The sequence below is a fragment of the Microcoleus sp. genome, from assembly GCF_049646505.1.
Taxonomy (GTDB): Bacteria; Cyanobacteriota; Cyanobacteriia; order Cyanobacteriales; family Microcoleaceae; genus Microcoleus.
Map to the genome: position 1 here is coordinate 1 of NZ_JBARVX010000071.1, position 15,675 is coordinate 15,675.

Consider the following 15,675-nt stretch of genomic DNA (forward strand, 5'->3'; position numbering starts at 1 on the left):
CTTGTGGGATGGGCATCTTGCCCGTCCAATAAATTTATGGATACGAAGAATGAAAACTTAAAATCGGGGTTGGCGCAGTGTATTGCGGAAATGGTAGCAGCACAGTTATTTAATGAACGACAAGGAAATGAAATCAAAAGTATTTATGGAGTAATCACCATCGGGACGATTTGGCAATTTTTAAAGTTACAGGATAAGGTAATTTAGATCGATCTAAGCGAATATTATATTAAGGATATCAAGAAAATTTTAGGTATCTTAGTCAGCGCCATTCAACAGCAATAAAAACCCCACTTCCTACTCCCCACTCCCTACTCCCCACTCCCTACTCCCCACTCCCCACTCCCTACTCCCCACTCCTCATTACCCATCATGTCTACCGCACGTCACCACGCTGAATGGTTATCTCTAGTGATTTAAGCGAATATTATATTAAGGATATCAAGAAAATTTTAGGTATCTTAGTCAGCGCCATTCAACAGCCATAAAAACCCACTCCCCATTACCCATCATGTCTACCGCACGTCACCACGCTGAATGGTTATCTCTGGTTGAAGCTTCCGGGCCTTTTTTAAGTTTACCGGTATTGCTGAAAGTGTTTCCCAGTGGGTTGGATGCCCATGACTCGGAACATTTTAAGCTGTTACGGTTAGCCTATGAAGAATGGCAGGATAATCAACTGGGGGCGCGTCCTGAAAAGGCGATTCATCGCGCTTGGGTGGAATTTGTTTTGCGGCAGACTTTGGAATTGCCGGAGGAGGTATTGTTAGAAGGGCAGCGCATTCCGCCTGGGTTGCAAACCACTGTTGCAGAACAGGGCGAAACTCTCCGGCCAGATTGGGTAATTGTTAATCCTCAAGAAACACCTAATGCAGGGACGCCCCGGCTATTAGTTCAGATTGTACCTGCCGAACAGGATTTAGAGAAACCTTTGGCAGGACAACGCTGGAAAGCAAGTCCCGCGACTCGGATGATGGAATTATTGCACGCTGGTAATGTGCGGTTGGGGTTAGTAACTAATGGCGAACATTGGATGTTAGTTAATGCGCCTAGAGGGGAAACCACGGGTTTTATTTCTTGGTACGGGACGCTGTGGTTGGAAGAACATTTGACGTTGCGGGCGTTTCGCAGTTTGTTGGGGGTGAGGCGGTTTTTTGGGGTGGATGACTCGGAAATACTGGAAACTTTGCTAACTCAAAGTATTAGTGACCAGCAAGAAGTTACTGACCAATTGGGTTATCAGGTACGGCGGGCGGTGGAAGTTTTGGTACAGGCGTTAGACCGCATTGACCAAGATAGAAATCGCACTCTTTTGCAAGATATTTCGGAACCTCAGCTTTACGAAGCGGCGCTGACGGTGATGATGCGTCTGGTGTTTCTGTTTTCAGCGGAGGAACGGAAGTTGATTCCTTCGGCGGGGGGAGAAGCGCTTTATCACGAATATTATGCGGTTTCTACCATTTCCGCTAAGTTACGCAGCGATGCGGATAAGTTTGGTGAGGAGGTGTTGGAACGCCGCAGCGATGCGTGGTGTCGGTTGTTGGCGACGTTTCGCGCTGTGCATGGGGGAATTCGCCACGATTTGCTGGATATTCCGGCCTATGGCGGCAGTTTGTTCGACCCGGACAGATTCCCGTTTTTGGAGGGGCGAGGGCGGGGAAGTCGGTGGCAGGAGATTTCTGCTGAACCTATCCCGGTGAACAATCGGATTGTGTTGCATTTGTTGGAAGCGTTGCAAATTTTGCAAATCAAAGTGGGTGGGACGCTGGAACCGCGCCGACTTTCGTTTCGGGCGCTGGATATTGAGCAAATCGGTCATGTTTATGAAGGCTTGCTCGACCATACGGCAGTCAGGGCAACGTCTGCGGTTTTAGGATTGATTGGGACGCGGGAACGGGAACCAGAGGTGGGGCTTTTGGAGTTGGAGCGGCTGCAAGCCAAGGGCGAGGAGGATTTGGTCAAATTTGTCAAAGAGCAGTCGAATAAGTCCCCTGCTGCGCTGCGTAAGGCTCTCTCTGTGGTGGTTTTGCCAAGGGTGCAGGAGCGGTTGCGGGCGGCTTGCAATAATGATGGGGAATTGTATCAGCGCGTTTTGCCGTTTGCCGGATTGATTCGCCTGGACACGCTGGAGTACCCAATGGTGATTCCAGAGGGCAGTGTCTACGTCACGAAAGGTTCAAATCGTCGGGAAACGGGGACGCATTATACACCGCGCAGTTTAACTGAACCTATCGTGCAATATACCCTGGAACCGTTGGTTTATGAAGGGGTGGCTGAGGGGAAGCCGAAGGAACAGTGGCGACTCAAGTCAGCGAAGGAGTTACTGCAACTCAAAGTCTGCGATATGGCGATGGGGAGTGGGGCGTTTTTGGTGCAGACTTGTCGCTATTTGGCGGAACGCTTGGTGGAGGCGTGGGAAGGGTTGGAACGGGAAAATCCGGGGAAGGTTGTGATTGCACCGGAGGGGACTTTATCTAAGTTTCGTCCTGATGAATGTCCGATTCCGAAAGATAGTGATGAACGGTTGACGGTGGCGCGGCGGATTGTGGCGGAACGCTGTCTTTATGGAGTAGATAAAAATCCTTTGGCGGCGGAGATGGCGAAGTTATCTTTGTGGTTGATAACTTTGGCGCAGGGGCGACCGTTTACGTTTTTAAATCATGCTTTGAAATGGGGTGATTCGCTGTTGGGGGTGACGGATGCCCAGCAAATTGAGTTTTTTCATCTTAACCCGAAAGAGGGGAATCAATTGGCGATTATTTCGACGATTTGTAGACCTTTGTTAGAGGAAGCGATTGCTAAACGTCAAGAGTTAGAAGGTTTTTCGGTTAATGATATTCGGGATTTGCAACGGAAGGATGAGTTATTGGAGGAAGCGGAGAAAGCTTTAAATCAGGTGCGGTTTATTGGGGATTTGCTGGTTGGGGAATCGTTGATGCAAGCGGGAAAAACGGGTAATTTGGTGGTTGAGGATTTGGCGGTTTTGTCTCAGCAGGTGGTGGGGGTTTTGGCGGTGAAGGGTGAGGAAAGGCAGCGAAAAATTGAGGTTTTATATGCTAAGGCGCAAAGAATGTTAGATATTGGGAAACCTAGGGAACAAGCGCCTAGAAAAACCTTTCATTGGGCGTTGGAGTTTCCAGAGGTGTTTTTAAGTGATTTATCGGGTAAAGGTTTTGATGCTTTGGTGGGAAATCCTCCGTTTCAGGGAGGGAAAAAGATTACAGGTGTTTTGGGTACGGATTATCGAGATTTTTTAGTGGAAAGAATTGCGAGGGAAAAAAAAGGAGTTGCTGATTTATGTGCTTACTTTTTTTTGAGGGCGCAACAGTTACTTAATTCTCAGGGTGGGTTTGGTTTAGTCGCGACAAATACAATAGCCCAAGGTGATACTCGCGAAGTGGGTTTAGATCAATTAGTTGCTAATCATTGTGTGATTACCCGTGCTGTTCCTAGTCGCAAATGGGAGGGAACGGCTAGTTTAGAAGTTGCTCATGTTTGGTTACGAAAAGGAAGTTGGCAGGGTGAATTTATTTTAGATGAAAAGCCGGTTGATGGAATTACTGCATTTTTGACAACGCCGGGTAAAGCTGTTGGTAATCCTGAGCGATTAGCAGCTAATCAAACTAAATCTTTTCAAGGTTCAGTTGTGCTGGGTATGGGTTTTGTTTTAACTCCAGAAGAAGCACAAGCATTAATTGAAAAAGATCCTCGCAATAAAGATGTTTTATTTCCTTATTTGAATGGTGAGGATTTGAATTCTCGCCCAGATAAATCTCCGAGTCGTTGGGTAATAAATTTTAAGGATTGGCCTTTGGATGCTGAACATGACGATCCGAAAAAGCCGAAGGGTAAACCTTATGCTGCTGATTATCCTGATTGTTTGGCGATCGTAGAAGAAAAGGTTAAGCCTCAAAGAGAGAAAGTAAATAAAAAGGTCTATAAGGATAAATGGTGGCAGTTTGCAGAAAGATGTCCAGGACTTTATGATGCGATCGCCGAAAATAAACAGGTATTAGTATGTTCAGAAGTTACCAAATATCTAAGCTTTGCCTTCGTTTATAACGGAATCGTTTATTCTTCAAATCTTGATATTTTTACAATTAATTCATTCGATGAAGTTGGAATTCTTCAATCAAATATTCATGAAGCATGGGCGCGTCAATATTGCTCAAACCTTAGAGTAGACCTTAAATATTCTCCTGGTAATGGCTTTGAAACCTTCCCCTTCCCCACATCAAGTTCAAACCTAGAAGAAATAGGCGAAAAATATTACACCCACCGCCAAAGCATCATGCAAACTCGCCAAGAAGGATTAACCAAAACCTATAACCGCTTCCACAACCCCGAAGAAACCGCCGCCGACATTCAACAACTGCGTTCATTACACATCGAAATGGATAACGCCGTCGCCGCCGCCTACGGTTGGCAAGACATAGACTTAGGGCATGATTTCCACCAAACCAAACAAGGATTGCGCTACACTATCAGCGAAACCGCACGCCGGGAAGTGCTAGATAGACTCTTGCTGCTGAATCACGAACGTTACGCCGAAGAAGTCGTCCAAGGGTTGCACGATAAAGGGAAGAAAAAGGGGAAAACTGGAGGTAAAAATGCGAAAAAACAGATATTATCTGAGGGACAGTTAAGCTTATTTTGATTAGCAAATGAAACAAATGTTCGTAGTAGGGACTTCAGTCCCTTTAGCACTAAAGTGCTTACTACGAAATTTATTCTACTTTTAGCCCACTGCATAATCACTCATTTCCCGCATGAAAGGAGGATAAAAACCTAACACAATATCTTGTTTTGGTACACCCAAATTGACTAAATCTGCTGCAATATCATGTTCTGTTGAATTGTAAAAAATCCAGATTTTCTCATTGCGAATATCAAGATGTATTATACAATCATGCACCCAGCGTTTATGCTGCCAACCCAGATGCACAATTTGATAGTGATTTCGCTGTGTATCAAAGATAGTTTCAACTTCAATATCACCATAAGCTGGCTTAATTTCTGCGTAATCCATCAATAATTGCTGTACAATTTGCTGATAGTTGGTTAATTGATCCGTTAGTTTTTCCATTGTGAAATTTGCTCCAGTTCAATGTCGTAAATAATCAATTTTACGGAATTTTCTTGCAGCATTGATGCTGGAAAATCACGTTGAAAGAAGCTGTTATAGATTAAATCGGGTATGGCTAAATAGAGAATGCGATCGGGTTCTTCACGACGCAATGCAGCCCGATAGTTAATAAACTGCCCCAGTGCTGTATGAAACTCAGAAATTGCCGATGCACTAGCTAAAAAACTTTTGACTTCCACCGCAATTTTCTCATTTCCTCGCTCTGCTGCCAGTAATCGTTCTGCCCCCAAGTCAATTTCCATATCTACACCGCCCACTTTAATTTTAAGTGGATCGTGAGTAACATTCCACCCATCCTTAGTAAGAGCAGTTTTAACAACTTGATGAAAACGATCCTTAGCCACAATAGACGATTTGATATAAAGGTGCAATTTAAAACTATCACATTTAGTGAAAGATGGTGCGTTAAGCGTAGCCGTGACGCACCCTATGTATTTAAATGTGGTATTATGCTAAAATGCTAAATTGCTAATTTATAAATATTACGAAATATTGCAATATTATGAATATTATCCAACTCCCTGCTATACTACCTGGCAACTTAGACATCGCAGCGATTAACGAACAATTGAAAAATCGCACCGCCCAACTAGATTGGAGTAGCGTAATTTCGGTCAACGAACAACATTTAGCAGTTTTATTAAAGGGCCTTAGCTTAGATGATAGCGATGTCATCGACTTAGAAGATTCTACAATGTCCGATAACATTGCTCAAAAAGTTGTACATTATTTCAACAATCATCCAAATATTGAAAACAATAACCATCCAAATATTGAAAACAATACCCATCCAAATATTGAAAACAATCATCCTTCTCTTTTAGAAACGCCAACTTATTATCAAATTCGGGCAGAATTAGAACAAGCAATATTAGATGATTTACTCGGCCCTGCGGGGGGAGACTATGAAGAAATAGACGAAATGCGAGTTAGCGATCGCTATCTCGTCGGATTAATCGCACCTAGCGATCGGCATATTGTACCCGAAGAACTCGAAGAAACGCCAGAACAAATGGATGAATTAGCCATTTCCGGTAGCGGTACTTTAGAAGAAGGCACAACCGAAAGTAACATTCTCCCCGCCGAGAAAATGTTTCCCTCCGCAATTGGCATGACTTTTTGTGTTGATGGAAATGCCAAAGCAATTAAAGTAAAAGCAGGGTGGGGACAATACGAAAGAGAGAAAAGCGAAAGCGCCAAAACTTTGACTGGCGAAGCAAAAACCTTGTGGCGGCGCTACCCGATTCGAGGAACCTCACCGGATATTATCTTAAAAGTAGGCGCGATTAATCCTTGGCAAATCGATCCCGAAAAAGCAGTATTTGTTCAAGGTCAAATTCGCCAACAGCATCAAGATTGGATTGTGACTCTCTTTTTAGTTAATGGACAAAAAGAACCGGAAATTAGACGCGATAGCGCTTGGTTATTTCAACCAGAATTAAGCGTTGAGTCTGCCGACCCCAAATATCCCGAGATTTTCATTAAACGGCGGCTGAAACGCCAACTGGGTAAACTCAACCCCGTCTTATTTGCCGAAGAACAAGCAATGGCGATGCAGTACCGCGACTGCATAGAATTTGCTGTCGGACACGGGACAGGCGTACACGCGGAACTTTTAGGCGGAAAGTGCGATGGGGAAGCCAGCCAAAGACATCGGGCTATCCGCCTTGCTACTAAAGTCGTTCCCGCCTACGAAATTCCCCAAACTACGCCGCCAACTATTGAGGAAATACCGGGACTGGCGGGATTAATTTTAGATATGAAAGAACTAGCAGAAATTCCCGATTTATCAACTGCTTTAAGTTCTTTAACTATTGCTTATAGTGAATGGATTGCCCAACAAACTGCGAAAATTGCCGACTCCACCGCCGATTTAGGCGATTATCAGGAGGCGGCAAAATCGGCCTTGGCAAATTGTCAAATAACTTGCGATCGTATTCAAGCAGGAATCACGTTATTACAAACAGATAATCAGGCTGCTGAAGCGTTCCAATTTATGAATCGGGCGATGTGGCAACAGCGGATTCACTCAATTTATGCCGAAAATAAACGGCGCGGCGAAGCCAGCGAATGGGATAATATTGATATCCCCAAGAATCGCACCTGGCGACCGTTTCAGTTAGCTTTTATCCTGCTAAATCTTCCCAGTATCACCGAATTAGACCACCCAGATCGATGTCATCCCACAGATGCGATCGCAGATTTACTTTGGTTCCCCACCGGCGGCGGTAAAACCGAAGCCTATCTAGGATTAACAGCCTACACCATTGGACTGAGAAGATTGCAAGGAGATATTGCCGGACGTTCCGGCGCAGCAGGCGTTGCTGTCCTGATGCGCTACACCCTCCGCCTCTTAACATTACAACAATTTCAACGCGCCACAACCTTAATTTGTGCCTGCGAAGAAATCCGCCGCCAAGATGAAAATAAATGGGGAAAAGAACCGTTTAGAATTGGGTTATGGGTGGGGATGAAAACCACACCAAACCGAACCGAACAAAGTAATGAATTTCTCAAACAAAAACTCGGACAATACCAACCCACTAGCAGCGGTTCCCCGCATCAATTAACTAACTGTCCTTGGTGTGGTTCTCAAATTGACCCCGGCAAACAACATATTAAAGTAGAATCCTTTGCCAAAGGACAAGGACGCACTTTAATTTACTGTGGTGATGCTTTAGGCAAATGTTTATTTACCCAAAAACAATCTCCCACCGAAGGTTTACCCATCGTAGTTGTAGATGAAGAAATCTATCGTCGTTTGCCAACATTAGTGATAGCAACTGTTGACAAATTTGCCCAAATGCCTTGGAATGGTGCTGTACAAATGCTATTCGGACAAGTAGACGGATATTGCACCCGTCACGGTTTTCGTTCTCCTGAAATCGAAGATACAAACTCTCACCCCAGTAAATACGGACTCCCCACTGCTAAAACAATTCCTAGCAATCCCTTGCGGCCACCAGATTTAATTATTCAAGATGAATTACACTTAATTAGTGGCCCGTTAGGAACCCTAGTCGGACTCTATGAAACCGCCGTAGATAAACTGGCATCCTGGGAAGTGAACGGTAAAATAGTCCGCCCCAAAGTAATCGCTTCCACTGCGACAATTAGACAAGCGCGCGACCAAGTACATAACCTATTTTTGCGCCAAGTGCAAGTTTTCCCCCCGCAAGGATTAGATATTGAAGATAACTTCTTTTCCTGTCAGCGTCCGCCTTCAGAGGATTATCCCGGTCGGCGATATTTGGGGATTTGTGCCACAGGAAGGCGATTAAAAGCAGCATTAATTCGCGTTTATACAGCAGTATTGGCAGTCTCTCAAGATTTGTTTGAAGACTATGGCGATGTGGTTGACCCTTGGATGACCTTAGTGGGTTATTTTAATTCAATGCGGGAACTAGGAGGAACTCGGCGTTTAGTGGATGATGACATTCAATCTCGCTTAGCAAAAACCGACCGCAGAGGGCTAGCAAAACGTCTGAGACTGGAAGTAGAAGAATTGACCTCGCGCAAAAATTCTACCGATATTCCCATCGTATTAAATTGGTTAGAAACTCCTTTTTCCTCAGAGAAGTCCAACAAAAATAACAAGCGCAAACCCTTAGATGTTTTACTAGCTACTAATATGATTTCTGTGGGCGTAGATGTAAAACGTTTAGGCGTAATGGTAGTGACAGGTCAACCCAAAAACACTGCTGAATACATCCAAGCAACCTCGCGGGTAGGGCGAAGTTTCCCCGGTTTAGTATTTACTGTTTATAACTGGGCCAGACCGAGAGATTTATCTCATTACGAGCAATTTGAACATTATCATGCTACCTTCTATCAGCACGTTGAAGCCCTGTCAATTACTCCTTTTGCCCCCCGCGCCCTTGACCGAGGATTAGCTGCTTTATTCGTTTCCTTAGTGCGTTTGGCAGGTAGCGAATTAAACGCGAATGATAAAGCAGGCAGGGTTTCTCGCCATCATCCTTATGTGGAAGCTGCTATGAATGCGATTTGCGATCGGGCTTTGGCATTAGGCGATACTAAAACCCGCGATTTAGTAAAACAGGAATTAGAAACTAAATTAGACTATTGGTTAGCAGAAGCAGCGAATACGACGGGAGGAAAAGTATTAGGATATCAGACTAAAAAAGATGGGGTGACAATGGGATTATTAGAACAACCAGGACAAAGCAATTGGCAATCATTTACTTGTTTAAATTCCTTGCGAAATGTTGAACCGAATATCGGATTAATTTTAGACGATCGCATCCCCGATGATGACGATCGTCCCACCCAATCAATGAGTGAAACTACCCCAATAGATTTAGACTTGTAGGGCAATCCATCGCTGGTTTGTAGTAAGGACTTCAGTCCTTCTTCTGCCCAGGACTAAAGTCCTCACTACAAACCTTATCGATTCATTTAGGTTCGCCATATATTAGTTAATACAATGACAACAAATCAATCTTCTTCTAAAAACAAAGTCGGCGAACTCCGACCCAGCCAAATTTTATTCTCTTCAGGCATTGGTTCTATTGTAGATTTACCCAACTTATCAACAATGGTAATGGGATTAGATGATTGGGAACTTACTCACGCCTCAGAATTAGGAGAAGCGCGGTTACTAGCAGCAGTGCAAAAAGAAATCGGTAATCAAGTCAAAAAACTGCTAACGCCGCCTATATCTGAATCAAACAATACCATCCCTAACTTATTTGATGAAAGCGCCACAGTAGGAATTCCCGTCTCACCTTTCCCCACCTGGGTAGTTTGTCCCCAATGTCGATTACTCGCCCCTTTAAAATCGGGACTATTTGAGTTAAAACGCGATCGCCATCGACCCGACCAAAATCGCTATATTCATAGTAATTGCCGCAAAAATTCCCCAACAGTCATCCCTGCCAGATTTTTAGTAGCTTGTCAACACGGACACTTAGATGATTTTCCCTGGCACTATTTCGTTCATAGAGGTAACAGTAATTGCAAAGGTTCTCTGCGTCTCTATGAATATGGCATTTCTGGTTCTGCTACTGATATTGAAGTAAAATGCGATAGTTGCGGTAAATCTCGCCGGCTGTCCGATGCCTTTGGCGAACTTGGTAAAATGAATATGCCTCAATGTCGCGGTCGCCATCCCCATTTACGCAACTTTGCAGAAGATGGATGTACCAAACAAATGAAAAGTATCTTACTCGGTGCATCAAATAGCTGGTTTCCTATCACCCTTTCCGTACTCTCAATTCCCACTACTATTAATCAACTGGGGCAACTGGTTGATAAACATTGGACTGTGTTAGAAAAAGCTATTACAATTGACATTTTAGCTGCTTTCCGCCAAATCGGTCAACTAAAAGAATTTGCTAAATATTCAGATGCCGAAATCTCGAAAGAAATCTTACACAAACGTCAAGAAACAGGTGAAACCGAATGCCTCGACGTGAAAGATATCAAAACCCCAGAATGGCAAGTTTTTTCTAATGCTGATACCAGTTTGAATAGCGCTGACTTCTGGTTAACACCCGTCGCCGCCCCTGATGGTTACGAAGCTTATTTTGAAAAAGTTGTCTTAGTAGAACGCTTGCGAGAAGTTCGTGCTTTAGTTGGTTTTACACGCATCGAATCTCCTGGTGATTATGCTGAAACAGGAGAATTACCCGAAGAATACTGGGCTCCTTTGAGTCGTTCTGAACCTACATGGGTTCCAGCTTCAGAAGTGCGCGGCGAAGGTATTTTTATGCAGTTTCAAGAAGAAAAACTACAAAAATGGTTATCCAGTACACCTGGATTAAAAACTTATGAACAACAAAGCTTAGAAGCGCATCGTCGTTGGCGCAGGGCGCGTTCCTTAGATCCTGATACTAATTTCCCCGGTATTCGTTATATTTTACTTCATTCCTTCGCTCATGCTTTGATGCGACAATTAGTAATAGAATGTGGTTACAATGCTGCTAGTTTGCGGGAACGCATTTACTCAAAAGATCCCAATGAAGATAATGGCCCAATGGCTGGTGTATTGATTTATACAGCCGCACCCGATAGCGAAGGTACACTAGGGGGATTAGTCAGTTTAGGTGAACCAGGTACTTTTGGTCGTCATATTGACCAAGCTTTAGAACAAATTGGTTTATGTGCTTCTGACCCTTTATGTGCAGAACATAGCCCTTTACAAAATACAACTTCTTTGCATTGGGCGGCTTGTCATGCTTGTTTGTTTAGTCCTGAAACATCCTGCGAACGGGGCAATAAATATCTCGATCGCACTTTGTTAATTCCTACTATGAATGCTGATTTATCTGAATTAGCTTTTTTTGAGTAATTCTATATCTAAACTTGAGTGACAAGCTGCTAATACAAGCTATTCTCTAGGCAGCTAACGCTGCCCCCGCTTAGCAGCTATTTTAACGCACAAAGATGCAGACCAAAACCCCCACCGATACAGCTAAAAGACGAAATAAAGAAAACGGTTCATCCAAAATAAAACCCAAGGCAAGTGTTACCTTAGAACGAACCAAACCTTTGGTCAAAGATGAGCAAAAAGTTGAAGAAAAATCCCAACACCAATCCCCCGATAGCGATTCTCCCCAGCTTTTATCACCAGAAATTAAGCTAGTTTGCACCCAAGACAATTTAGCCAACCATCTCGAACTTGTCAGCAAAGCTGTCCCAGCAAAACCCACCCACCCCGTGTTAGGAAATGTCCTCTTAGTTGCTTGCAAAAAAACGCAGCGAGTCCAACTTACCGTCTTCGACATGAGATTGGCTATTCAAACCTCCTTTGAGGCCAACGTTCAATCTCCCGGCGACATGACTATTCCAGTCGGACTTCTCAGTGATATTGTCGGGAAATTCTCGCCCGGAGATATCACTTTGGTCAGTCGCGAAGCCTTGAATCGCGAAGGTGAAGATAGCGAAGATAGCGGGAATAACATCACCTTGCCAGAGGCTAGCAACAGTCCAGTTGCTACCTTAATTGCTGCTTGCGGTCGCTATCAAGTTCGAGGGATTTCGAGTGAAGAATTCCCTGCCATTCCTGAAGTAAAAACAGCACAAACAATTCGTATTCCCCCTGAAACGTTGAAAGAAGGGCTGAAAGGGTCACTGTTTGCCACCGCTACCGATGAAGGCAAGCACATCCTGACAGGTGTTTACTTCAAAATCTGCCAAGATAGCCTCGAATTTGCTGCCACAGACGGCCACCGTTTGGTTGTCCTCAATACTTCAATTCAAGGTTTTTCTAAGAAGAAACAAGCGGAAATTGCACAGCCTCTAGAGCTTACAGTCCCAGCTAAATCGCTTGCCGAACTGGAGCGAATTTTATCGAGCAGGACATCCGCTGACCCAGTAGAGCTTTCTTACAGCACTGAGAGCGCTCTGGTAGAATTCCGGTGGGGAGCGCAGCGCTTAGTAACGCGCTGTTTAGAAGGCACATACCCAGCTTATCCCGATTTATTGCAGCAGGATTTCCAACATCAGGTAACGCTGGAAAAAGCACCTTTCATCAAAGCTATAGAGAGAATTGCTGTGCTGGCCGACCAGAAAGAAAAAACGCTCAGCATCCGCATTAATAGCGAAGAACAGCAAGTGTCACTGTCGCTTTTCAGAGAATTTGGAAACGGTTTGGAACAGATGGCAGCGCACGTTAACTCAGACAGCAATTTGTCAATTTCATTCAACATAAAATACCTGTTGGAAGGTGCAAAAGCGATCGCTAGTTCCCAACTCCAAATGCACCTCACTCAGCGCGACGGCCCCGCCATTTTAGTTCCTGCTGGCAACCGCTCCAAGCCCAACATCCTAATGGATGCCAAATACTTGTTAATGCCGATTTTCAAAGACTGATGTCTTTTGCAAAAAAGGCTCGCTTGGCAGAAGTAAAAATATTGAGTTTTTTACTTCTCTCTTCTTCTGAGTGCAAACTCCGCAAATATGACTCTAATTCTCAGCAAACAATTACACCTAACCATTCAATCATGTACGCAGCATTGCCTCAAAAATACCGCCCTCGTAGCTTGTCTGAACTGGCCGGACAGGAGTACATCCAAAGGACACTTTCCAATGCGGTCAAAACTAATAAAATTGCTCCGGCTTACTTGTTCGCCGGCGAACGGGGAACGGGCAAAACTTCAACGGCCCGCATTTTAGCTAAATCTCTCAACTGCACCAGTGCAGACAAACCCACAGTAAAGCCGTGCGGCAAGTGCCAATCCTGTCGCTCGATTGAAAAAGGCAGCAGCTTAGACGTTGCTGAAATTGACGCGGCTTCCCACAACGGTGTGGATGATGCTCGTACCCTGATCGAGCGATCGCACTTCGCACCAGTTATCAGCCGCTACCGAGTGTTTATTTTAGATGAAGTTCACTGCCTGAGTTCCCAAGCTTTTAACGCTCTTCTAAAATGTTTGGAAGAACCTCCGCATCATGTAGTGTTCATCTTGTGTACGACAGAGCAACACAAAGTGCTGCCAACAATTAACAGTCGCTGCCAAACGTTCCTGTTTCGATCGCTGCCAATCCCAGCCATTGTCAAACAGCTAACAATGGTAGCTGAGAAAGAGTCAATTGCAATTGCCGAAGAAGCTAAAATTGCGATCGCCCGCGCCGCGAATGGCGGGATGAGGGACGCCTTGCAGTTGCTCGACCAGTTGAGCTTATTAGGAGAGGAAATTACCAGTTCTCACGTATTGGAGCTGTCGGGGCGGATACCGGAGTCGGATTTAGTTGCAATTTTGAAATCGACCCGCACCGGCAACGCGCTGAAGCTGCTGCAACTGTCCCGCGAACTCATTGACAGCGGGAAAAGCCCTAAAATGCTGCTGGCGTCGCTGCTAGCCTGCTACCGGGACTTGTTGCTTGCAACGAGCGTGCCAGACTGTTCGCTGATGCTAGTTAGCGGCATTTCGCACTCGGCCCTGATGGAAATTGCCTCTGCTTGGGACTGCAATGCGATCGCTGCTGGCCTCGAACAGTTGCAGGCTTCGGAATGGCAGCTCAGCAAGAGCGCTCACCCAACGCTGTGGCTGGAACTCTGCTTGCTGGGATTGGCAAAGGTGCCACAATTAAAACCCCACGTCGCTCTTGGCGCTCTTGCTAACCCCAGGCAGCCCGATCGCACCCAGAAGCTGCCCAGTACCTCCAAGTTGCGATCGCCCCGTTCCAAAGAGCGAGCCATTTGGGAAAAAGTGCTCTCAGCAACTTCTGAGAAGAACCGCGCTTTACTCTGTGCTGCTTCCCTGGTAGCACTGACGGAAAAGAAAGCGGTGCTGGCCGTGCCCGCCCAATACCTGGACAAGTTCAACCGAAATGCAGCTAAGGTGCAGAAGATATTTCTGGCGGCAACGGGCGTCCGCTATCAAGTGTTGTTCGAGGAGAAGAACCCATGATTAGCTTGCTGATAGGGGATGACCTCCACGCGATTCACAAAAAGCTTTCTGCCTTTAAAAAGAACCTCAACCCCGCTTGGATTGGCTTCAATTATCACCGCTTTGATGCTTCGGCATTGAATGAGGCGGTTGACTGCGCCTTAACTCCCGCCTTGGGAACGGAAAAAGCAAAGTTAGTGGTGATAGAAGGGTGTAATTTCAAACAGTTTACTGAAGAGGCGCTGGAGGTTCTCCAGTTGCTCCCGCAGGTACCGGAAAAGACGCACCTGGTTTTTGTAGCGCCTTCTATTGACAAACGCCTGAAGGTGGCAAAATTCCTGCTTTCTCAAGCTAAGCTGTTCGTGTTCGACCTTATTCCCCCCTGGCGAACGGATCTCATTGCCCGATCGATCCGAACTCAAGCTTTGGCAATAGGGCTGTCGCTGAACTCAAATGCTATTGATTACTTGGCGGTTGCGATCGGCAACAATCCGGCTCGCGCTGAATCAGAACTGCACAAGTTGGCGACCCTGAGCAGTGGCGCTTCCCTCACTTTAAACTCTGTGCGATCGCTGGTTCCTTCAACCACTCAAAATAGCCTCCAGCTTGCCGAAGCACTGAGGGAAAATAACTCTAACAGAGCAGTCTGTTTGCTGCTTGAACTTTTGGCAATAGGAACTTTCCCGCTGGCGATTTGTGCGACGCTGATTGCTCAATTTAGAACTTGGTTGTGGGTGAAAGCGGCGATAGTTGGTGGAGTTAAGCAAGACGCTGAAATTGCCCGGATTTGTCAAATTGCCAACCCGAAGCGAGTGTACTTTCTGAGAAAAGAAGTAGCTGCTGCTTCTCTAACATCCCTTTCGTCTGCGGTGTCCCTGCTGCTTGATTTAGAGGGTTCGCTGAAGCTTGGGCGTAAAGGGGATTCCATGTTGCCTGCAATTCTGGCGATCGCCCAACTGTTTTCTCCTAAGAAAGCAAGGAAGCGCGAAGTAAAAGCGATCTAGGGGCGAAGTAGAAGCGATCTAGGGGCGATGTAGGGGCAATCGCGAGTGCTCATCTAAACCCCCAAAAGACCCCCGCTTACTCGAAGAGAAGCGGTGGAAGGAATGGGGGCAAATTTCGGGGTTCGATGCCCCGAAATTTGCAACTTCAACGATTGTGGTTGAAAATTTGGCT

8 protein-coding genes and 1 pseudogene are annotated in these 15,675 nt (G+C 45.4%); 7 read left to right on the forward strand and 2 right to left on the reverse strand.

Going from position 1 to position 15,675, the window contains the following annotated elements:
• A pseudogene (locus WBA89_RS03640) lies at positions 1 to 207 on the forward strand (hypothetical protein); the annotation flags it as partial.
• A 304-nt stretch (positions 208 to 511) separates the two neighbouring features.
• A complete protein-coding gene (locus WBA89_RS03645; RefSeq protein WP_424404173.1) occupies positions 512 to 4,657 on the forward strand; it encodes an Eco57I restriction-modification methylase domain-containing protein in 4,146 nt (1,381 codons plus the stop codon).
• A gap of 81 nt (positions 4,658 to 4,738) precedes the next feature.
• On the opposite strand, the gene WBA89_RS03650 is transcribed toward WBA89_RS03645, so the two are convergent.
• Together WBA89_RS03650 and WBA89_RS03655 are read right to left on the reverse strand one after the other, a co-directional pair.
• A complete protein-coding gene (locus WBA89_RS03650) occupies positions 4,739 to 5,086 on the reverse strand; it encodes a XisI protein (RefSeq protein WP_015211713.1) in 348 nt (115 codons plus the stop codon).
• The gene (locus tag WBA89_RS03655) at positions 5,074 to 5,490 is read right to left on the reverse strand and encodes an element excision factor XisH family protein (protein WP_332968503.1); all 417 of its coding nucleotides are present in this window, start codon (positions 5,488 to 5,490) and stop codon (positions 5,074 to 5,076) included. The genes WBA89_RS03650 and WBA89_RS03655 overlap by 13 nt, the downstream gene beginning before the upstream one ends.
• A 158-nt stretch (positions 5,491 to 5,648) precedes the next feature.
• On the opposite strand from WBA89_RS03655, the gene drmA reads away from it, so the two are divergent.
• From drmA to holA, 5 genes are all read left to right on the forward strand, one after another.
• Positions 5,649 to 9,476, forward strand: a complete 3,828-nt coding sequence (gene drmA / locus WBA89_RS03660; protein ID WP_424404174.1) for a DISARM system helicase DrmA — start codon at positions 5,649 to 5,651, stop codon at positions 9,474 to 9,476.
• Positions 9,477 to 9,590: 114 nt separating this feature from the next.
• On the forward strand, positions 9,591 to 11,456 hold the full coding sequence (drmB, locus tag WBA89_RS03665; RefSeq protein WP_424404175.1) for a DrmB family protein: 1,866 nt from the start codon (positions 9,591 to 9,593) through the stop codon (positions 11,454 to 11,456).
• A 95-nt stretch (positions 11,457 to 11,551) separates the two neighbouring features.
• Complete coding sequence (gene dnaN / locus WBA89_RS03670; RefSeq protein WP_424404176.1) at positions 11,552 to 12,979, forward strand: DNA polymerase III subunit beta; 1,428 nt, start codon at positions 11,552 to 11,554, stop codon at positions 12,977 to 12,979.
• A complete protein-coding gene (gene dnaX / locus WBA89_RS03675) occupies positions 12,979 to 14,520 on the forward strand; it encodes a DNA polymerase III subunit gamma/tau (protein ID WP_424404177.1) in 1,542 nt (513 codons plus the stop codon). Before dnaN ends, dnaX begins: the two co-directional genes overlap by 1 nt.
• Entirely contained in the window at positions 14,517 to 15,503 is a 987-nt protein-coding gene (gene holA / locus WBA89_RS03680; RefSeq protein ID WP_424404178.1) for a DNA polymerase III subunit delta, read from the forward strand. The genes dnaX and holA overlap by 4 nt, the downstream gene beginning before the upstream one ends.
• Positions 15,504 to 15,675: the final 172 nt, after the last annotated feature.

Excerpts from the sequence above, each read along its gene's own strand:
- WBA89_RS03645 (WP_424404173.1), top strand. The coding sequence starts at position 512 with ATGTCTACCGCACGTCACCACGCTGAATGGTTATCTCTGGTTGAAGCT.
- WBA89_RS03650 (WP_015211713.1), bottom strand. The coding sequence starts at position 5,086 with ATGGAAAAACTAACGGATCAATTAACCAACTATCAGCAAATTGTACAG.
- drmA (WP_424404174.1), top strand. The coding sequence starts at position 5,649 with ATGAATATTATCCAACTCCCTGCTATACTACCTGGCAACTTAGACATC.
- drmB (WP_424404175.1), top strand. The coding sequence starts at position 9,591 with ATGACAACAAATCAATCTTCTTCTAAAAACAAAGTCGGCGAACTCCGA.
- dnaN (WP_424404176.1), top strand. The coding sequence starts at position 11,552 with ATGCAGACCAAAACCCCCACCGATACAGCTAAAAGACGAAATAAAGAA.
- dnaX (WP_424404177.1), top strand. The coding sequence starts at position 12,979 with ATGTCTTTTGCAAAAAAGGCTCGCTTGGCAGAAGTAAAAATATTGAGT.
- holA (WP_424404178.1), top strand. The coding sequence starts at position 14,517 with ATGATTAGCTTGCTGATAGGGGATGACCTCCACGCGATTCACAAAAAG.